Below are 20782 nucleotides of genomic sequence, written 5' to 3' on the forward strand. Positions count from 1 at the left end.
ATTAGCATCCGGCGGCGATGTAGTCGCCATTGGCGCTGATGGGGATCACTGTCAGGAACAGGATCGTCGCGAACAGGATCAGGACTATCCCTCCGGCTATTTTGACTACCGGTACCAGCCATTTTAGTGAGGCGCTTCCTCCAAACCAGGCCACTGTGCGCTCACGGGCGTAACGTACTGCCAGTGAAAGTCCCATAATAGAGAGTGCCGTTCCCAGAGACATGGTCATTACTGCGGCCATCCCCCAGGTGACTATGCCCAGCGCGTTCGAGAACATCAGGATCATGATTGCCCCGCTACACGGGCGCGCGCCAATTGCCAGAATCACACCCAGGCGGGTTTTCCAGTCACCTTGTGTCAGATTCGCTCCCACACCATGGTGGCTACAGCCACAGTGTTCGTCATGCTGATGGAGGGGCTTGATGGTTGAAATAGTCATCCTGTGCGGACGCAGGCTCTTAAGCGACTGGTAAATGATAAATGCACCAAATGCGCCAATGAGTACTGCGCTTATCTTCTCAACATACCAGCGGCTGGTACTGATATCCCCTGACGCGAGGTTAAACCCGACTGCCAGAATAAAGACAAAAAGAATGGCGCTGACGCCTTGCATCAGGCTGCCAAGGAAAGGGACAACCCGGGCGGCCAGCTCGCTTTCCTTATTTGTAGTCAGGTAGGTCGTCACGATGAACTTTCCGTGCCCGGGGCCAATGGCGTGGAGAACGCCATAAAGGAAAGCCCCCGTTAATAGCCATAATCCGCCGCTGTACTGGTGGTTATTAAGCTGCAGCAAATACATCACCAGATAACGGTGCAGCGTAATTTGCGTGGCCAGGCACCACTGGATAAAGGCATTCCAGTGCGTATGCAGGGTAAAACCGGCAAAGAGGATCGCCAGCAAAATCAGTCCTGCTGTGGGGATACGCCAGTCACGGGTGAGGCGTTGTGTGGTCATGAAGGTGGCCTGCGGAGGAGAATATTTGCCGCTAGTATAGTTGATCTTCCTCCTCGGTTCGCAGGATCACGCTAGGATCTATGAGCAATTGTGGATAACTCTGTGTGTAAAAAGGTATAAAGCGGGGTTTTGCTGGGGAATGCAGCAGTCAGTCATTTTTTTGCAACTTTTCGGTTGCGGCCTGCGGAGAACTCCCTATAATGCGCCTCCATCGACACGGCGGATGTGAATCACTTCACAAACAACCCGGTCGGTTGAAGAGAAAAAATCCTGAAATAACGGGTTGACTCTGAAAGAGGAAAGCGTAATATACGCCACCTCGCAACGGTGAGCTGAAAGCCGCGTTGCAACTGCTCTTTAACAATTTATCAGACAATCTGTGTGGGCACTCAAAGTGACATGGATTCTTAACGTCCTCGGACGAAAAATGAATACCAAGTCTCAACGAGTGAACACGTAATTCATTACGAAGTTTAATTCATTGAGCATCAAACTTTTAAATTGAAGAGTTTGATCATGGCTCAGATTGAACGCTGGCGGCAGGCCTAACACATGCAAGTCGAGCGGTAGCACAGAGAGCTTGCTCTCGGGTGACGAGCGGCGGACGGGTGAGTAATGTCTGGGAAACTGCCTGATGGAGGGGGATAACTACTGGAAACGGTAGCTAATACCGCATAACGTCGCAAGACCAAAGAGGGGGACCTTCGGGCCTCTTGCCATCAGATGTGCCCAGATGGGATTAGCTAGTAGGTGGGGTAACGGCTCACCTAGGCGACGATCCCTAGCTGGTCTGAGAGGATGACCAGCCACACTGGAACTGAGACACGGTCCAGACTCCTACGGGAGGCAGCAGTGGGGAATATTGCACAATGGGCGCAAGCCTGATGCAGCCATGCCGCGTGTATGAAGAAGGCCTTCGGGTTGTAAAGTACTTTCAGCGGGGAGGAAGGTGCTGAGGTTAATAACCTCAGCAATTGACGTTACCCGCAGAAGAAGCACCGGCTAACTCCGTGCCAGCAGCCGCGGTAATACGGAGGGTGCAAGCGTTAATCGGAATTACTGGGCGTAAAGCGCACGCAGGCGGTCTGTCAAGTCGGATGTGAAATCCCCGGGCTCAACCTGGGAACTGCATTCGAAACTGGCAGGCTAGAGTCTTGTAGAGGGGGGTAGAATTCCAGGTGTAGCGGTGAAATGCGTAGAGATCTGGAGGAATACCGGTGGCGAAGGCGGCCCCCTGGACAAAGACTGACGCTCAGGTGCGAAAGCGTGGGGAGCAAACAGGATTAGATACCCTGGTAGTCCACGCCGTAAACGATGTCGACTTGGAGGTTGTGCCCTTGAGGCGTGGCTTCCGGAGCTAACGCGTTAAGTCGACCGCCTGGGGAGTACGGCCGCAAGGTTAAAACTCAAATGAATTGACGGGGGCCCGCACAAGCGGTGGAGCATGTGGTTTAATTCGATGCAACGCGAAGAACCTTACCTACTCTTGACATCCAGAGAACTTTCCAGAGATGGATTGGTGCCTTCGGGAACTCTGAGACAGGTGCTGCATGGCTGTCGTCAGCTCGTGTTGTGAAATGTTGGGTTAAGTCCCGCAACGAGCGCAACCCTTATCCTTTGTTGCCAGCGGTCCGGCCGGGAACTCAAAGGAGACTGCCAGTGATAAACTGGAGGAAGGTGGGGATGACGTCAAGTCATCATGGCCCTTACGAGTAGGGCTACACACGTGCTACAATGGCGCATACAAAGAGAAGCGACCTCGCGAGAGCAAGCGGACCTCATAAAGTGCGTCGTAGTCCGGATTGGAGTCTGCAACTCGACTCCATGAAGTCGGAATCGCTAGTAATCGTAGATCAGAATGCTACGGTGAATACGTTCCCGGGCCTTGTACACACCGCCCGTCACACCATGGGAGTGGGTTGCAAAAGAAGTAGGTAGCTTAACCTTCGGGAGGGCGCTTACCACTTTGTGATTCATGACTGGGGTGAAGTCGTAACAAGGTAACCGTAGGGGAACCTGCGGTTGGATCACCTCCTTACCTTAAAGAACCTGCCTTTGTAGTGCTCACACAGATTGTCTGATGAAAAGTAAATAGCAAGGCGTCTTGCGATTGAGACTTATACGTCCCCTTCGTCTAGAGGCCCGAGGACACCGCCCTTTCACGGCGGTAACAGGGGTTCGAATCCCCTAGGGGACGCCACTTGCTGGTTCGTGAGTGAAAGTCACCTGCCGTCATATCTCAAAACTGACTTGCGAGTCATGTTTGAGATATTTGCTCTTTAAAAATCTGGATCAAGCTGAAAATTGAAACGACACACATGTTATGTGTGTTCGAGTCTCTCAAATTTTCGCAAGTCGATGATGAATCGAAAGAAACATCTTCGGGTTGTGAGGTTAAGCGACTAAGCGTACACGGTGGATGCCCTGGCAGTCAGAGGCGATGAAGGACGTGCTAATCTGCGAAAAGCGCCGGCGAGGTGATATGAACCTTTGACCCGGCGATGTCCGAATGGGGAAACCCAGTGCAATTCGTTGCACTATCGTTAACTGAATACATAGGTTAACGAGGCGAACCGGGGGAACTGAAACATCTAAGTACCCCGAGGAAAAGAAATCAACCGAGATTCCCCCAGTAGCGGCGAGCGAACGGGGAGCAGCCCAGAGTCTGAATCAGCTTGTGTGTTAGTGGAACGGTCTGGAAAGTCCGACGGTACAGGGTGATAGTCCCGTACACGAAAATGCACAGGCTGTGAACTCGAAGAGTAGGGCGGGACACGTGGTATCCTGTCTGAATATGGGGGACCATCCTCCAAGGCTAAATACTCCTGACTGACCGATAGTGAACCAGTACCGTGAGGGAAAGGCGAAAAGAACCCCGGCGAGGGGAGTGAAAAAGAACCTGAAACCGTGTACGTACAAGCAGTGGGAGCACCTTCGTGGTGTGACTGCGTACCTTTTGTATAATGGGTCAGCGACTTATATTCTGTAGCAAGGTTAACCGTATAGGGAGCCGAAGGGAAACCGAGTCTTAACTGGGCGTTAAGTTGCAGGGTATAGACCCGAAACCCGGTGATCTAGCCATGGGCAGGTTGAAGGTTGGGTAACACTAACTGGAGGACCGAACCGACTAATGTTGAAAAATTAGCGGATGACTTGTGGCTGGGGGTGAAAGGCCAATCAAACCGGGAGATAGCTGGTTCTCCCCGAAAGCTATTTAGGTAGCGCCTCGTGAACTCATCTTCGGGGGTAGAGCACTGTTTCGGCTAGGGGGCCATCCCGGCTTACCAACCCGATGCAAACTACGAATACCGAAGAATGTTATCACGGGAGACACACGGCGGGTGCTAACGTCCGTCGTGAAGAGGGAAACAACCCAGACCGCCAGCTAAGGTCCCAAAGTCATGGTTAAGTGGGAAACGATGTGGGAAGGCACAGACAGCCGGATGTTGGCTTAGAAGCAGCCATCATTTAAAGAAAGCGTAATAGCTCACTGGTCGAGTCGGCCTGCGCGGAAGATGTAACGGGGCTAAACCATGCACCGAAGCTGCGGCAGCGACACTATGTGTTGTTGGGTAGGGGAGCGTTCTGTAAGCCGTTGAAGGTGTCCTGTGAGGGGTGCTGGAGGTATCAGAAGTGCGAATGCTGACATAAGTAACGATAATGCGGGTGAAAAGCCCGCACGCCGGAAGACCAAGGGTTCCTGTCCAACGTTAATCGGGGCAGGGTGAGTCGACCCCTAAGGCGAGGCCGAAAGGCGTAGTCGATGGGAAACAGGTTAATATTCCTGTACTTGGTGTTACTGCGAAGGGGGGACGGAGAAGGCTATGTTAGCCGGGCGACGGTTGTCCCGGTTTAAGCATGTAGGCGGAGGTTCCAGGTAAATCCGGTACCTTATTAACGCTGAGGTGTGATGACGAGGCACTACGGTGCTGAAGTAACAAATGCCCTGCTTCCAGGAAAAGCCTCTAAGCATCAGGTAACATCAAATCGTACCCCAAACCGACACAGGTGGTCAGGTAGAGAATACCAAGGCGCTTGAGAGAACTCGGGTGAAGGAACTAGGCAAAATGGTGCCGTAACTTCGGGAGAAGGCACGCTGATATGTAGGTGAAGCCCCTGCGGGTGGAGCTGAAATCAGTCGAAGATACCAGCTGGCTGCAACTGTTTATTAAAAACACAGCACTGTGCAAACACGAAAGTGGACGTATACGGTGTGACGCCTGCCCGGTGCCGGAAGGTTAATTGATGGGGTTAGCGGCAACGCGAAGCTCTTGATCGAAGCCCCGGTAAACGGCGGCCGTAACTATAACGGTCCTAAGGTAGCGAAATTCCTTGTCGGGTAAGTTCCGACCTGCACGAATGGCGTAATGATGGCCAGGCTGTCTCCACCCGAGACTCAGTGAAATTGAACTCGCTGTGAAGATGCAGTGTACCCGCGGCAAGACGGAAAGACCCCGTGAACCTTTACTATAGCTTGACACTGAACACTGGTCCTTGATGTGTAGGATAGGTGGGAGGCTTTGAAGCGTGGACGCCAGTCTGCGTGGAGCCGCCCTTGAAATACCACCCTTTAATGGCTGGTGTTCTAACGTAGACCCGTAATCCGGGTTGCGGACAGTGTCTGGTGGGTAGTTTGACTGGGGCGGTCTCCTCCCAAAGAGTAACGGAGGAGCACGAAGGTTAGCTAATCCTGGTCGGACATCAGGAGGTTAGTGCAATGGCATAAGCTAGCTTGACTGCGAGAGTGACGGCTCGAGCAGGTGCGAAAGCAGGTCATAGTGATCCGGTGGTTCTGAATGGAAGGGCCATCGCTCAACGGATAAAAGGTACTCCGGGGATAACAGGCTGATACCGCCCAAGAGTTCATATCGACGGCGGTGTTTGGCACCTCGATGTCGGCTCATCACATCCTGGGGCTGAAGTAGGTCCCAAGGGTATGGCTGTTCGCCATTTAAAGTGGTACGCGAGCTGGGTTTAGAACGTCGTGAGACAGTTCGGTCCCTATCTGCCGTGGGCGCTGGAGAATTGAGGGGGGCTGCTCCTAGTACGAGAGGACCGGAGTGGACGCATCACTGGTGTTCGGGTTGTCATGCCAATGGCATTGCCCGGTAGCTAAATGCGGAAGAGATAAGTGCTGAAAGCATCTAAGCACGAAACTTGCCCCGAGATGAGTTCTCCCTGACTCCTTGAGAGTCCTGAAGGAACGTTGAAGACTACGACGTTGATAGGTCGGGTGTGTAAGCGCAGCGATGCGTTGAGCTAACCGATACTAATGAACCGTGAGGCTTAACCTTACAACGCCGAAGCTGTTTCGGCGAAGAGACAGACAATCAAATTTCAGCCTGATACAGATTTAACAGAATTTGCCTGGCGGCTTTAGCGCGGTGGTCCCACCTGACCCCATGCCGAACTCAGAAGTGAAACGCCGTAGCGCCGATGGTAGTGTGGGGTCTCCCCATGTGAGAGTAGGGAACTGCCGGCATCAATCGAGAAAAACCCCGTACCGTAAGGTACGGGGTTTTTTGCTTTGTGCGTCAAAAATGTCAGGTAGTGACTTTGCCTTGCCTTCAGTAGCGCCCGTAGCGCCCATAGAACATGGTAAGGCCAGCCACTTGGTTTCTTTGAAAGATGATTTAAGCGGTGGAAACAACATTTGAGGTTTGATAAACGCAGAAAAGCAAAAACCCAGCCATAGGCTGGGTTCTTTAAATAGTGGTGCCCGGACTCGGAATCGAACCAAGGACACGGGGATTTTCAATCCCTGTGACAAAATGTTAAATTCCATAGAAGAATGATCGGTATTTGTTGAATCGCATCCTGATTAATTTTCAGGTGCTAAAATGCATTTACAATCAATCGATTATCCAACGTTGGGTGTTAAGCCTCGTATTATACCTGTTGTTTCCACTAAGGGTGGCGAGGGTAAGTCTACTCAGTCAGCTAATCTTGCAGGATTTCTGGCCGATGCAGGTATCAAAACACTTCTGATTGATGGCGACCATGCTCAGCCAACGGCCAGCAGTATATTCCCGCTTGAATATGAAGCCCCTGGTGGTTTGTACGAACTGTTGATGCAGACAGTTGATCTCTCAAATCCCGATAATCTGATCTCCCGTACGTCGATCAATAATCTGGACATTATCGTTTCCAACGATCCTCGTAATTTTCTCCCAACTGCAATGCTGAATGCGCCTGATGGGCGAGTTCGCCTCCGAAATGCTCTTTCACATCCCCTTTTTAATTCATATGGCGTGATTATTGTCGATTCACAAGGCTCACGGTCAGTGATGTCTGAGTTAATTATCCTGGCCTCCACCGGAACCATGGTGGGTATTGCCAAACCGATTCTTCCTGATGTCAGGGAGTTCATGCGCGGAACAGTCGCGCTGATGGAAGAATTGCTGCCTTATTGTGCGTTTGGCATTCAGCTTCCAGTCACAAAATTGCTCATCAACTGTATGGAATACGACAATCTGTCTGTTGAGACCCTCGCTGAAGTCAAAGCGATCGTTGAAGATAAACGCTACAGCGCCCATGCAGACAAAATTCATATCGACCTGCTGGAGACATGTATCTATGACCTGACTGTCTATGTCCTTGGGCATGTTAAGGGCGTACCGGTACATCGTCTTGAAAAAAATACCCGGCGTAAAAGCGACTCAGCGTTTACGTCAATGTATCAATTGGCTTGTGAACTTTTCCCAGAGTGGAAAACGAATTTTGATGCGTTAGCTAATGCGGGGGGCGAGGAATGACCTCTAATAACCGCAGAAATGTTTCGGGGCTGTTTTCTCAGGATGCTGAGCAGAGCGTCATTGGTGGCCTGATGCTGGATAACGACTGCTGGGATGAAGTGGCGCTCCGTCTCGATTCCGATGATTTTTATTTCAAGGTTCACCAGGTCATCTTTCATGAAATGACGCGTCTGGTTGCAGCAGGGCGTCCGATTGACCTGATCACACTTGCTGAGAGCATTGAAAACCGTGGTAAGGATGCGCTTGAGCAACTTGGCGGATTCGCCTATCTGGCCGAACTTTCAAAAAATACTCCGAGTGCGGCCAATATCGTCGCTTACTGTGACATTGTTGCCAGGTACAGCCAGGGGCGACAGTTGGTCGCCATTGGTGCTGAGATAACCGAAACTGTTAAGGCATCCGGTGCTGATATCGGGGCGGTGATGGAAACCGCAGAGCAAAAAATTACCCGGCTGGCAGAACGTTCAGAACCACAGCAGGCCGTGACGCTGCTTGACGGCATGGAAAAACTCCTTACAGAGCTGGAACGTCGTTGCAATGTGCCTGATGGTATTACTGGTACGCCTACGGGATTTGAAGATTTTGATGCCATGACCAGCGGGCTGCAGGCAGCTGACCTGATACTTATAGCAGCAAGGCCTTCAATGGGGAAAACTGCCTTTCTGATCAGCCTGATTTTGAATTCACTTCTGAAAAAAGCCGATACACATGCGCAGTTTTACAGCCTTGAGCAGCCCACCGAGCAGATCCTCATGCGTATGGTCGCTTCACTTGGCAGTGTAGATCTAACACATTTAAAAAATGGCCAGATGGATGATGAGGAATGGGCGCGCGTTTCAAACGCGTCTTCACTATTGATGGGTGACCTTAAAGACCGCCTCATCATAGATGACACAGGCTCATTGACCCCCGCCATGCTCAGAATTCGCGCCCGTCGTAACGCCCGCCGTTATGGTCACCCTTCAGTCATCGGTCTTGATTACCTGCAACTGATGCGTTGTCCGGATCAGGAGAACCGCACACAGGAAATTGCTGAAATCTCGCGGTCACTCAAAGCGCTGGCGAAAGAAATGGGTTGTCCGGTTGTTGCCCTTTCGCAGTTGAATCGTCAACTAGAGAGTCGTGCTGATAAACGGCCGAACAATGGCGATCTTCGTGATTCCGGTGCACTGGAACAGGATGCTGATGTTATTGTCTTTATCTATCGTGATGAGGTCTATCACGAAAACACTGAAGACAAGGGGGTTGCTGAAATTATTGTCAGCAAACAGCGTCAGGGACCGATTGGTACGATCCGACTGCAATACGAAGGCCGTTATACGCGTTTTTCTGCTAACCCTGGTCATACCGGGAGGTTTGCATGAGCAACGTCCGTAGTCTTAACCTTGGCGACGCCATGTTGCAGCGTGGAAAATCACCGGCTCAGGCTGCTGATAATAATACTCCCACCGTTACCCAGCCAGTAAATGAAATGGCAATGGTTCTTACCCTTGACCAGCTTCGCCCGAATCCGGATAACCCGCGCAAAGGACGCAATCCTCGTTTTGAGGAAATTAAAGCTTCCGTCCGTGCACGAGGATTGGATTCGATTCCAAAAGTGACCCGTGATCCGGATGGTGATGATGTTTATATCTTTAGTGACGGGGGAAATACCCGGTATCAGATACTCTGCGATCTCTGGCAAGAGACTGGTGATGAACGTTTTTATCGCGTTCACACGATCTTCAAACCCTGGCCTGGACGTCTAAAATGTCTGGTTGGTCACCTGGCTGAGAATGAGGTCAGGGGAGATCTTACCTATATAGAAAAGGCATTCGGTGTTCATAAAGCGCGGGTAATTTATGAAGAGCAACTGGGCCGGAGTGTTACCTTACGAGAACTTTCGGATCTGTTGGGTAAGGAAGGTTATCCTATTGATAACTCCAGCGTAAGCCGGATGGAAGATACGCTTAATTACCTTTATCCACATATGCCCCAGTTGCTTGAGAGTGGCATGAGCCGTGGTCAGGCAACACCACTCCTGAGCCTTCGTTCTTCAGCTATGAAGGTCTGGAAATCTTTCAGCGGTGACGTAAACCCAGAATGTTCTCTTGATGATGTGTTTGGTGCAGTTTGCCGGTGTTTTGATGAACCTGAAAGCTATGCCCTTGATATTTTCAGGGATGAGTTTATCGGTCAACTGGTTAAGGCTCTTCCCCATCCAAGCCTGAATTATGACCGCTGGTTAATTGAACTTGATCCTCGTGAACAAAAACGCAGGGAACAGTTTGGCGAGCCGCCTCCACTGCCAGCACCTACACCTGCGTCTGAACAGTCAGGTGGTCGGGAACGCACATCACCACCAATTACGACTCTGCCAGCAGATACTTCATCCCAGCCCCCTGTTACTGGTCTGCGTAGCGGTACGCTGACTACTCCAGGGCGTCCGGAAGCTGTACCAGAACTTCAGGACAATACTGCACTTCCCGGCGGTATGTCTGTTGGAAGTGAGCCGCGTCGTGAAGTTCAGAATGACCTGTTTGGCGGAAATCCTGTGATTACCGGTCAGACAGAGAATCCTGATAACGATGGAGAGTGGCAATTTAAGTCAGATGTTAATGCCAACTCGCTCGTTTCTGCTTTTGGCGAACAGGATGAAACTTCCACACCTTCAGTTAGCTCAGTGGCCTTCGCCGCAACCGGGTTGGAACCGGTCAATGATATCTGGCACATCTCCGCTTTACAGGACGACATCGAGCACCTGCAGGATATGGCTTATCGGCTTACTTTCGAAATTGCCGAAGCGATGGGCTGCGCGGACTGTGTTCGGGAGGATAAAGACCATCATTCAGCTGGTTTCTCCATTTCAGAGAACGCCAGTGAGTTTACTCTTTTCCTCGCCGGGCTATCAGGTTCACTGCCTAACAAACAGTTCAATATGTTCATGTTCTGCCTGAATTTTTTTGGCTCTCAGGAACCTGCAGATACTGCCGTTTTCGATGATGTCACTGTTGTAAAAACAATGCGCCTTATCCGCGTTATACGGCGTCTGCGTGAGCTGCAGCGTCTGGTTGTGAAGGGAGGGGAAAATGTCTGAGGACCTGAATGATGAAATGGCTCAGGCCAGTACCGCTATTTTCACCCAGCGCGGCATCGATGCTGTCAGGGCAAAAGTGCACTCGTTACGCCCGTCAAAAGAAATCTGTGAGTGCTGCGGCGCGGACATTCCCGCTGCCCGTCAGCTGGCAGTGCCGGGCGTAGAGTTGTGTGCCGCTTGTCAGGATGTGAAGGAGAAGCAGGATGTTCACCGTGCTGCCGGCTGCAGGGGGCTACACCATGTCTGAAAATACAAAAGTGATTGCACGTATCCGGCGACTGATGGCGCTGGGTACCCGGAACAGTAATCCACACGAGGCGGCCCGTGCAGTGGCTCTGGCTCAACGGCTGATGCAGCGTCATGGCCTGACCCCTGACATGCTTTCTCTTCATGATATCCAGGAATCCGTCTGTCAGAACCTGACCAGTAATGCTGAAAAAGTGCCAGCCTGGCTAAGTTCACTCGCAACAGTGGTATGCATGGCCACGGGCTGCCGTTGCTGGTTTGGCTGGCATATTCACACTAGTTGCAGTGGTGTAAAAAGCGTCCGCCGATCTCTGCACTTTTATGGTTTCAGCGGGAGAGCCGAAGTTGCGCTCTATATCTATACCGTTTTACAGCGGCAACTTCGTGCAGACACTGACGGTCAGATTGCCGGATACCGGAAGCGCCGTATTCTTAAGAACACGCTTCGTCGCAGAGCCGATCAGTTTCGTGAAGGGTGGGTATCTGGCGTCTGGCAGGTACTGCAGTCATTTGCGCCTTCAGAATGTGAGAATTCCATGCTTCAGCGCTGGCTTGCCCAGCGTCACACCGGCGACACCTTGGGGACTGTAAACGTCAGGGCGGCCGGTAAATGCCGTGGCGACAGAGCAGCACGCGTAGCGGGCTGGCTCGCGGGGCGGGATACTGAAGTTCATCAAGGCCTGACTGGTGCGAAGGCTCAACAGCAGATTACGGCGGGAGGCTGTACACATGAGTAACATTATTTTATGGAGTGCCTGCCTGTCGGGCTGGCTTTTTGATGTTCTGCTTGTTGCCGATCAGATGATATCAGGAGGGGCCCTATGAGCCAGCACAACCTTTCACAGGCCACCACGGCCATCCTTTCATCACTGCTGATGGATGTTAAAAACGGCAATATCCGCCGCTGTGAGTCGCTGGGAATGTCACTCGAGGAGATACGCGCACTGAGTCAGCTGAGCCTTGATGAGCTGCATTATTTGAGCCAGTCACACGTTTCTGTGCTTGATGTTAGCCTGAATCACGAAAATTTTTGGCTGATGCTCAACCAGGCACGTAATGAGCAGAAACGAATGCTGATGATAGACCGGGCGCTTGAGCTTGGCGGTTCAATGGAACTGATTGATAAATACTTCGGCCTGTCTCCATCAGAGGTTAGCGCACGGCGTCGTCTGATGGGGATAGAGTCTCGCCAGGGCCGCACACAGTCTCTGACGGAGCCACAGGATTCGGCACTATGGATCGAGTGGAAGGCTGCCGGGCTATCATCCCCGGACTCTCATCAGGCTCTGGAAGCGATGATGCTTGCCGCTGAGCAGCATGGCCTGTCACTGACCGCAGTCTGGAGCAGGGTCTGCCAGTGGTGCCGGGAGACAACTCCATCCCGCAAGAGTGAATCACAACAGCGCAAGGAAGCATGATGCAGATGACCGACTTTTCTTCACGTCAGTACGTTTCCCCCTCGGTTCGTCGCAGGGCGCAACGGCTGTTCAGCGCAGTGTGCTGCGGTGAGAAGGTGTTCCGTCGGTTGACGATGAACGGCTATCTCAAGATAGATGTTGGGCCGTTCTGGCGCATCCTCAGTAAGGATGGAGGTAAACACTGGTGGCTGATGGATCATGAGACCTATAACCGTGAAATACGGCGGTAACGGAATGCCGCTGCTGACCGTACAGTGCCGGGTTTATCCCGGCATTGTGCTGTCTCAGGTTGAAGAGGAGAGCAGAAAATGACCATTCCGGCAGACAGCATAGTTGCTCATACACTGTCCAGGATGCAGCGTAGTCTCGAACGGCGTACAGACACTGGTGATGTCGGTCAGGAGCGCAGCGGGCTTCTTTTTATGGGAAATGTACATGATGCGTTTCCCCGACAGCTGTTTCTGGATACCCGTCTTTCGCCACTGGATAAAACCGCCTGGGTGATGATCCGGTTGTATGCACAGCAGAATGAAGGTGCTGTTTTCCCGACTTATGATGAGCTCCAGGTTCAACTGGCGTCGGCACATTCAGAGAAGGCCTCCAGAGATACGGTCAGCCGCGTTCTGCTGATGCTGCGTCTTACAGGCTGGCTCAGCCTGTGTAAGCGTGTTCGCGACGACCATGGTCGTGTGCGAGGCAATATCTATGCACAGCATGATGAGCCGCTGGGCTACCGTGATGCTGAGACTTTTGATCCGGGCTGGCTGACCCTTGTTGAAGAGAGTTGCCTGAGCAGGAATAAAGCCGTCCGTATGACGGCGCTGGCTGTAGTCAATGACATCCTTCATGATCCGGGAATGCGCCACCGTCACAGCCGCCTGGCCATTATTGAGAGCCGACTAAGTGCACCTGCCACACCAGAACAAATGGCTCGTCAGCGACAGGCTGTGCAATCGAGTCCGAAATCAGGACTCAGTAAAAAACGCATAAAAAACAGCCCGAATTCACTGAGTCCGGAAAACGGACTCAGTTCCCTTAAACCTGATAATTCACAGAGTCCGGAAAATGGACTCAGTAAAAAATCAAGGAGTTACGCCGGAGTCCGAAATTCGGACTGTAACGTACGTTCTTTCACACACAGTGTGAATAAAAAAACGTACGTACCGTGTGGTGAGCAATTCCTGCCAGATGATTTTCTGAACGCTCTGAACAGTGAAGACAGGCAGATGCTGAGTACGCAGATGGCTTCGCTTCCGGAGACAATGGCAAAAGCCCTTGCTGACATGCTGCGTGAACAACAGGCCCTTGGAAGGCTCAACAATCCGGTGGGCTGGATGTTCTCTATGCTTCGCAGGGCGCGAAGTGGTGAGCTGAAAATTTCAGAGGATACGGCGACTGCCAGTTCTGGTGGAACAATTTCCCGCCCGGTTGAATCACGTACTGTACCCACAGCCGACGTCCCTGTTCAACCTGCGAAACGCCCGTCTCAGGGGCAGGTAAGGGCGATGATTGCGGCTATTCGGCAACAGGTCCAGAAATGATTATGGCATCAAAAATCTGTTTTTGATTAAAAAGTGAGCTTGCTGCGGGGCGCAGCAAGTACAAAAAATGAGCAGAACTACTGGGCGCAATAGTGGTTAAAAAATGACCTTGTTGCGGGGCGCAACAAGTACAAAAAAGAATCATGTTTCGATGTGTTGTGGTTGAGGTCTTGCGGGAAAGTATTGCAGCTGGTTAAAAAATGAGCTTGCTGCGGGGCGCAGCAAGTACAAATTTTAACCAACTTACAATTTCGTTCTTGGAATTATGAGTTTCGCGTTGTTGGAGATACCGGTGTTTCAGGACTATGCCTGCTCATCTTAACTGAGCACAGGTGACAACGATGGCAGAAAAAAATGAGAAAAGAACTGGTGCGCTGCAGTCTGAAATGACGATCGCACTGCATACGAATTACGCAATCGGGCTATGGCAAGGGCGTCAGCCTGAAAAACAGGACGGTGAAAAGCCTGCAAGGCATGGAATTATCGGTATGCCTCAGTTTTTCCACCGTGCGACTCTGATTAACCAGGATTCCCTGCGCAATAATCCATGGGCTGATGTTGCTATGTTTAACCTGGAAGAAAAGATCAAGGTTGCATCAGATTCTATGACTGCTTTGATTCAGCAACTTGATGCTGAGATGTCAATGTTGCCGCCTGGTATTACATTGACAGAAGTTGCATCTGTTGAGCCACTCGATATCCAGGTATTTACACGAACCCCTCTGGGTTACAGGTGTGTGTTTCTGTTAGTAGGATTCGATCAGTTTGCGAAAAAGGCACTACAGGCATCGCATTATGGATTAATTACACGTTCTCGCCGTGATCATCATCTTAGCGAAGGTGGCAGATTAATTCGTCAGGTCTATGGCTCTGTTTTATCTTATCGCCGTATTGATGCTACCCGGTTTGATGCTGTGGAAAACAACGAAACATGGAAACAAGCATGCGAGGTGGCGGGAGAGCCAGATTTGTCTGTTCTTCTTGGTGAAAAGCGCTCAGCTTTCTCACCGCCGGTTAATGAATCGAGCGTAAACCTGCTTCGTATGCGATATCGGGCTGCCTGACCGGGGAACCACCATGCGGTTGTTTATCTGCGAAAAGCCCTCACAGGGGCGAGATCTTGCGAATGTTTTGGGTGCCACCCGACGTGGCGACGGTTTTCTAACTGGCCCTGGCGTCACTGTTACCTGGGCAGTAGGGCATTTGCTGGAGACCGCACCGCCTGAAGCATACGGTCAACAGTATGGCAAACCATGGTCGCTCTCTGCTCTGCCGATCCTGCCTTCCCCATGGCAGGTGGTGGTAAAAAAGGAGACGCAGTCTCAGTTCAAGGTTATTGAGCGGCTGCTGCGCCAGGTCGATGATGTGGTTATCTCCACTGATGCGGACCGGGAAGGAGAAGTAATTGCCCGTGAATTGCTGGAATACTGCCGCTGGGACGGTCCTGTACAGCGGCTTTGGCTTTCTGCCCTTGATGAAATGAGCATCCGTGCAGCTCTCCAGGATCTGCGACCGGGTGCCGAAACTCTTGGAATGTATCATGCTGGACTTGGTCGCGCTCGTGCCGACTGGCTCATTGGAATGAATCTGTCCCGTCTGTATACACTGCTTGCAGTACAGTCAGGATTCGACGGTGTGATTTCTGTCGGGCGGGTGCAAACTCCCACTCTGGCACTGGTTGTCCGACGTGATCGGGAGATAGCGACATTCATCCCTAAACCTTTCTGGCAGGTTAAGGCGCTTCTGAGTGCGGGAGGGAGAACTTTTCCGGCGCAATGGGTACCTGCAAAGGTTTATACCGACGAAGAAAAACGCTGTGTACACCAAAATATAGCGCAGCAGGTAGCGCATCTTTGCCGGCAGGCTGGAGCAGCGACCGTAACAGAATGTGAGACGAAGCGTGAAAAAGCGGCAGCACCGCTGGCTTTTTCGCTCGGCACTTTACAACAGGCCTGTGGCCTGCTCTGGGATATGTCACCCCAGCAGGTGCTTGACACTGCACAGAGCCTCTATGAGAAACACAAGGCAACCACTTATCCACGAACTGATTGTGGATACCTTCCTGAGTCTATGCGTGAGGAAATCCCCTCGGTTCTTTCCGCTATTGGTCTGTCTGATCCAGAGTGTAGTTCTCTTCTTTCAGGTCTAAATACTTCGTTTGTTTCGCGTATATGGAACGACAAAAAAATCACAGCTCACCATGGCATTATCCCTACCCGAAACGCGTTTAAGTTTTCTGCGTTAAGTGAGGCAGAGCGAAGGGTATACACCCTTATCCGCCGAAATTATCTGGCACAATTTCTTCCCCTGCACGAATCTGATATTACTCGTCTGCAGTTTGACATTGGCGGGCAACTGTTCCGCACAACAGGAAGGACGGAGATTGTAATGGGCTGGAAGGTCCTTTTCAGTAAGGAGGAAGAGGATAGTCCAGGGGATGATGATCTCAGTATTGAACTTCCTCCTCTCAGGAAGGGTGACCGTTGCGGAGTAAACGGTGCAGAGGTCGTGCAGCAAATGACTCGTCCGCCGGCTCACTATACTTTCGCAACACTCATCGGCGCTATGATGAACGCGTCAGCGTTTGTTACCGATATTGCTCTTCGTAAGGTACTGAAGGACAACGCCGGATTAGGCACGGAAGCCACCCGTGCTGGTATCGTTGAGCAACTGCTGAACCGCAGATTTATTGTGCGCAAAGGTAAGCAGCTTCGCGCGACTGATCTTGGTGCTGATGTCATTGATGCTCTGCCCTCGCAGTTAACCGACCCGGGAATGACTGCACTTTGGGAACAGGCTCTGGATGAAGTAGCAGAAGGACGCCTTACCCTGAATGATTTTTTGCAGCGACAGGTCGGATGGACCCGTAACCTTGTCAGCATGGGAGGACAGCAGCGGGTGAGCATTAGAATACCACCCACACCATCGTGCCCTTTATGTGGGGGGAAAACTCGCCTAAAAAAAGGACAGAAAGGAGATTTTTGGGGGTGTACTCGTTATCCTGATTGCAAAGGAATCATCAACAACGACACCCAGAAACGTAAAAGCGCGCGTAGCTCTAAGGCTGTAAAACCAAAGAATAATTAATTCCTTGTCTCTCATTGCGGGGACAGGATGCCTTTGCTATTGTTGCGACGGCTCTGAAGCCGCACCCCGTGACTGCGGGTCCTGTGAGCATCAAATGCAGTGCTTGCAGGATACAGTCTTGTTGGCCGCGTCCACACCTGAACGTGAGTCAAAAAGGCACAAAACTCCGTGAAACCGTGCCGGGTCCTGAACACACCCCCGGAGCAACTGCGTAAGCAGGTCAACATCAGGTCTAATGGTGCAGACCTCACAGGCGGTGCCGAAAGGTGCCGCTTTTTTTATTTTTTGGCATTGATGATTTTTTACGCACACCGGCGTTGACATCTGCTGCGTCTGAATAAATGATAAAGAGGCTAATCGTTGTCATCGACAACTGCCAATGCCCTGGTGATTTGAGAAGGGCGCCTTCGGGTAATCACATGCCAATGCCACATAAAACCTGAGAGTGGCGCCTTCGGGTGGTAAACCTGTTTAACCTCTGAGAACAGGTACTCCTGGCGAGTTGAGGTCCATTTCACAAATACAGCCAGTCGGCAAAAATTTGCTGACTTCCCTGCGGGAAACGTTATCCCGCAAGGGATAGATGTTTCTCCGCAACCAGTTTAGTTTTCACTCCGGAGATAACATCATGACTGCTACTACAACTGCATCTTCTTCCACCACCTCTTCCTCTGCCAGCCAGAAAAAAGAGTATTTCAATCTTAACGTAAGCGGTATCGGCTACCTGAGCTCGATTCGTCGTGTACAGGGCCAAAACGGTGAATTTACCTGCGCTGTCATTAATGCCCTGACTGGTCCTACCGACAATGCGTCATACACTCGTTTCGATGTCACTGTTGCGGGCCCAGAGGCTACAAAACTCATCAACCGCTGCCAGAAGGCCGTGGATGAAGAGGAAAAAGTATTGCTGGGGTTTGTGCTGAGCGGCCTGAAAGCTGACGTGTTTACCCTTCAGTCGGGTGAACATTCCGGTGAATCCAGACCTTCTCTGAAGGCTCGCCTGATTAAGGTCGAGTTCATTAAGAAAGGCCAGGAAGTCGTTTACACAGCGCCAAATGCATCTCAAACCCCGGAACAAGGTTCTGCGGCTCCTAAAGACTACGATCCGAACTCGTTTTAATTCTTTTTTCTTACATCCGGTAAATCTCTTTCGGGAGATTTACCTCTCTCGATAACGTAACGGAGCTCTCGCATGGGAAATCCTTTCGGTTTACTGGCTTCAGAAGCTGGGTATCAATTACAGATCCAGGTTCTGTCCAGTCAGCGCGGTTTTTATATCGGAACCGCGAACGAAATGGGACCCGTGTCCCGTGAGTCAGTCGAATACTACAAAACCAGTCTGCAGGCCGATATTGCTCTTGAAAAAGGGGAATGGACGCAGCGTGAATATGATTAGGTACAGGAGATTACATCATGGCAAGTCGCGGAATTAACAAAGTTATTCTCGTTGGCCATCTCGGTCAGGACCCCGAAGTACGTTATATGCCCAATAGCACAGCTGTTACAGGGTTCAGTATTGCAACGTCGGAGTCATGGCGTGATAAACAAAGCGGTGAAATGAAGGAAAACACTGAGTGGCATCGCGTTGTGTTGTTTGGCAAACTCGCCGAAATAGCCGGTGAATATCTGAAAAAAGGTTCACAGGTATACATTGAAGGCCATCTGCGGACCCGCAAATGGACTGATAATGGCGGGGTTGAACGCTGGACAACAGAAGTTGTGGTTGGTGTGAACGGTACGATGCAGATGCTGGGTAGTCGTAATGCTCCAGCAGGTACCGGTAATGCTCAGCAGCCTGGGTCGGCGCAAGGAGGTTGGGGGCAGCCTCAGCAGCCTCAGCCTCAGCAGTCAGCTGCGCCACACAATCCTGCTAATGAACCTCCGATGGATTTTGATGATGACATACCGTTTCTGGGGCATGGTTATGGGATCTGCCGAAAAGCGATCTACGCCATTTCCTGATTGGATTTTACAGAGGCGCCAGTTTGACTGGCGCTTTTTTATTCAAGATAATCATGGCAGGAGCGGGGTACTTTTTTAATGCCAGTTATACTGAGAATTAACGGATTCAAATTTTTCTTTTACTCGAACGAGGGAAATCCTCTAGAACCCGCTCATATTCATGTCCGTAACGCTGATGGTGAAGCGAAATTCTGGCTTGAAGATGAAGTTAAACTGAGCAGGAACGATGGCTTCGATGCCCGGACTCTTAAAGAGTTGACTAAGATGGTTCAACATAACCAGACGATGTTTGTGGAGGCCTGGAATGACTATTTCAGCTAAAAATGTACGATTTGATGAGACCACCATGTGGGTCGAATTAAACGATGGCAGGGTGATGGGCGTACCAATCGCCTGGTTTCCTCGTCTGCTGAATGCCACAGACAAAGAACGTAATGACTATGAACTGAGTAAACGTGGTATTCACTGGGATAATCTCGATGAGGATATCTCAGTCGATGGCTTGCTCGCTGGCCGTGGTGACGTGACCCATGTTCCACATCGCGTAGCCTGATAATGACTAAGTTGCAGACTAAGGCGCCGGATTTCCCGGCGCTTTTCTTTTTAAATGTATTAGCTCAGGCTTGACCTGACAGTTTTCTCCGTACTCCGCCAGCACACAATCAAATCTGACAGTCTGCTTTGAGCGAAAAGCGGACATTTCATCTTTGCCCACGAACAGCTGAAATCAGCTTTAACAAGCTCTTGTAGAATCTAAGTTGAGATGTCCGTCCCGGGGATGCGGATAATAATCCTGAACGAAGAGCTGTACTGGCACGTCTCCGTTCAGGCGCCACACAGAGTGATCCCTGGCTTAAATCGTTACTTCATACTGTCAGCGATGGTATCAACATTATGTCTGAACGCTTTCGTATAAGTATCCGCCGGGCCACCTTTTGGTGAGAGCGCTTCAGGGTACAACTCACCACCAGGCTTCGCACCGGTTGCCCTGGCGATTTGTTTGACCAGACGCGGGTCGAGCTGATTTTCCATGAACCAGGTTGTAACATGATCCGCTTTAATCTGTTCAATTAACTCGGCAACATCTTTTGCACTGGCTTCGCTTTCAGAGGAAAGGCCTTGCGCCGAGAGGAAACGGACGTTATATGCGCGGCTAAAGTAACCAAACGTGTCGTGGCTGGTCAGGACAATGCGTTTTGCTTCAGGAATACCACTGAAACGGTTTTTCGCCCAGTCATCAAGTGCTTTCAACTGCGCAATATAGTCCTCACCGGATTTTCTCAACGCCTCCTTATCTTCAGGATCTGCACTGATAAGCCCATTCACGATGTTCTGTGCATACTGTGCGCCATTCGCCGCGCTGTTCCAGGCATGAGGATCAACCACGGTTTCACCATCCTCATCCATAGTATGCGTTTTAACACCCTCAGAGGCGACGATCAGTGTGCCTTTGAAGCCTGACGCCTTAATGAGTCTGTCCAGCCTGCCTTCCAGCCCCAGACCGTTGACTACTACAATATCCGCGCTGGCGATAGCGGCGCTATCCTGCGGTGATGGTTCAAAGGTATGCGGATCGCCGTCAGGCCCGACAAGCGCTTTCACGCTAACGTGCTCTCCTCCCACTTGTTGCACCATATCGCCAAGAATGGAAAAGCTGGTGACCACATTAATGGTTTTCGCGCTGGCGCTGTGCGCCATGAACCCCATACTGAGTGCCAGAAAAAGTGCTGTACGTTTCATTA

17 protein-coding genes, 1 tRNA gene and 3 rRNA genes are annotated in these 20782 nt (G+C 51.1%); 19 read left to right on the top strand and 2 right to left on the bottom strand.

Annotated features, from left to right (window positions below; translation table 11 throughout):
• Position 1 precedes the first annotated feature (1 nt).
• Positions 2-955: a nickel/cobalt transporter gene (locus tag ACJ9Y9_RS01850; RefSeq protein ID WP_028017884.1), complete on the bottom strand. Its 954-nt coding sequence runs from the start codon at positions 953-955 to the stop codon at positions 2-4.
• 498 nt (positions 956-1453) lie between these two features.
• On the opposite strand from ACJ9Y9_RS01850, the gene ACJ9Y9_RS01855 reads away from it, so the two are divergent.
• The 19 genes from ACJ9Y9_RS01855 (at position 1454) to ACJ9Y9_RS01945 (ending at position 19593) form a co-directional block, all read left to right on the top strand.
• A 16S ribosomal RNA gene (locus ACJ9Y9_RS01855) occupies positions 1454-2993 on the top strand.
• An 85-nt stretch (positions 2994-3078) separates the two neighbouring features.
• Positions 3079-3155: transfer RNA gene (locus tag ACJ9Y9_RS01860), tRNA-Glu, on the top strand.
• A gap of 192 nt (positions 3156-3347) precedes the next feature.
• Positions 3348-6249, top strand: a 23S ribosomal RNA gene (locus tag ACJ9Y9_RS01865).
• Positions 6250-6321: 72 nt separating this feature from the next.
• Positions 6322-6437: ribosomal RNA gene (gene rrf / locus ACJ9Y9_RS01870) — 5S ribosomal RNA — on the top strand.
• Together the 16S, 23S and 5S rRNA genes with 1 tRNA gene alongside form the textbook arrangement of a ribosomal RNA operon.
• A gap of 358 nt (positions 6438-6795) precedes the next feature.
• Positions 6796-7710, top strand: coding sequence for a ParA family protein (locus ACJ9Y9_RS01875; protein WP_000550614.1), 915 nt, complete (start codon positions 6796-6798; stop codon positions 7708-7710).
• On the top strand, positions 7707-9074 hold the full coding sequence (gene dnaB-PI / locus ACJ9Y9_RS01880; RefSeq protein ID WP_032676543.1) for an SPI-7-type island replicative DNA helicase: 1368 nt from the start codon (positions 7707-7709) through the stop codon (positions 9072-9074). The genes ACJ9Y9_RS01875 and dnaB-PI overlap by 4 nt, the downstream gene beginning before the upstream one ends.
• Positions 9071-10786, top strand: coding sequence for a ParB family protein (locus tag ACJ9Y9_RS01885; RefSeq protein ID WP_032676545.1), 1716 nt, complete (start codon positions 9071-9073; stop codon positions 10784-10786). The genes dnaB-PI and ACJ9Y9_RS01885 overlap by 4 nt, the downstream gene beginning before the upstream one ends.
• Positions 10779-11033 (top strand): TraR/DksA C4-type zinc finger protein, encoded by a 255-nt coding sequence (locus tag ACJ9Y9_RS01890; protein WP_032676546.1) that lies wholly within the window; start codon positions 10779-10781, stop codon positions 11031-11033. Before ACJ9Y9_RS01885 ends, ACJ9Y9_RS01890 begins: the two co-directional genes overlap by 8 nt.
• Positions 11026-11769 carry a DUF2786 domain-containing protein gene (locus tag ACJ9Y9_RS01895; RefSeq protein WP_032676697.1) on the top strand — a complete coding sequence of 248 codons (744 nt, stop codon included), beginning with the start codon at positions 11026-11028 and terminating at the stop codon, positions 11767-11769. The genes ACJ9Y9_RS01890 and ACJ9Y9_RS01895 overlap by 8 nt, the downstream gene beginning before the upstream one ends.
• Positions 11770-11853: 84 nt before the next feature.
• A complete protein-coding gene (locus ACJ9Y9_RS01900) occupies positions 11854-12450 on the top strand; it encodes a DUF2857 domain-containing protein (RefSeq protein WP_000077899.1) in 597 nt (198 codons plus the stop codon).
• Positions 12450-12680, top strand: a complete 231-nt coding sequence (locus tag ACJ9Y9_RS01905) for a hypothetical protein (protein WP_001178480.1) — start codon at positions 12450-12452, stop codon at positions 12678-12680. The genes ACJ9Y9_RS01900 and ACJ9Y9_RS01905 overlap by 1 nt, the downstream gene beginning before the upstream one ends.
• Before the next feature lie 78 nt (positions 12681-12758).
• Positions 12759-13991 (top strand): STY4528 family pathogenicity island replication protein, encoded by a 1233-nt coding sequence (locus ACJ9Y9_RS01910; protein WP_032676549.1) that lies wholly within the window; start codon positions 12759-12761, stop codon positions 13989-13991.
• A gap of 341 nt (positions 13992-14332) precedes the next feature.
• On the top strand, positions 14333-15055 hold the full coding sequence (locus ACJ9Y9_RS01915; RefSeq protein WP_000818555.1) for a PFL_4669 family integrating conjugative element protein: 723 nt from the start codon (positions 14333-14335) through the stop codon (positions 15053-15055).
• Positions 15056-15068: 13 nt separating this feature from the next.
• Positions 15069-17078 carry a DNA topoisomerase III gene (locus ACJ9Y9_RS01920; protein ID WP_032676550.1) on the top strand — a complete coding sequence of 670 codons (2010 nt, stop codon included), beginning with the start codon at positions 15069-15071 and terminating at the stop codon, positions 17076-17078.
• A gap of 628 nt (positions 17079-17706) precedes the next feature.
• A complete protein-coding gene (locus ACJ9Y9_RS01925) occupies positions 17707-18198 on the top strand; it encodes an STY4534 family ICE replication protein (protein WP_032676551.1) in 492 nt (163 codons plus the stop codon).
• Positions 18199-18270: 72 nt separating this feature from the next.
• Entirely contained in the window at positions 18271-18474 is a 204-nt protein-coding gene (locus tag ACJ9Y9_RS01930; RefSeq protein WP_032676552.1) for a hypothetical protein, read from the top strand.
• Positions 18475-18491: 17 nt separating this feature from the next.
• Positions 18492-19040 carry a single-stranded DNA-binding protein gene (locus tag ACJ9Y9_RS01935; protein ID WP_032676553.1) on the top strand — a complete coding sequence of 183 codons (549 nt, stop codon included), beginning with the start codon at positions 18492-18494 and terminating at the stop codon, positions 19038-19040.
• 78 nt (positions 19041-19118) lie between these two features.
• Positions 19119-19361, top strand: coding sequence for a DUF4160 domain-containing protein (locus ACJ9Y9_RS01940; protein ID WP_001144085.1), 243 nt, complete (start codon positions 19119-19121; stop codon positions 19359-19361).
• Entirely contained in the window at positions 19345-19593 is a 249-nt protein-coding gene (locus ACJ9Y9_RS01945; RefSeq protein ID WP_000155614.1) for a DUF2442 domain-containing protein, read from the top strand. Before ACJ9Y9_RS01940 ends, ACJ9Y9_RS01945 begins: the two co-directional genes overlap by 17 nt.
• Before the next feature lie 308 nt (positions 19594-19901).
• Here the strand turns inward: ACJ9Y9_RS01945 and ACJ9Y9_RS01950 are convergent, their stop codons facing one another.
• Entirely contained in the window at positions 19902-20780 is an 879-nt protein-coding gene (locus ACJ9Y9_RS01950) for a metal ABC transporter substrate-binding protein (protein WP_032676556.1), read from the bottom strand.
• Positions 20781-20782: the final 2 nt, after the last annotated feature.

The sequence above is a fragment of the Enterobacter sp. CPE_E1241 genome (assembly GCF_045618265.1).
GTDB lineage: Bacteria > Pseudomonadota > Gammaproteobacteria > Enterobacterales > Enterobacteriaceae > Enterobacter > Enterobacter adelaidei.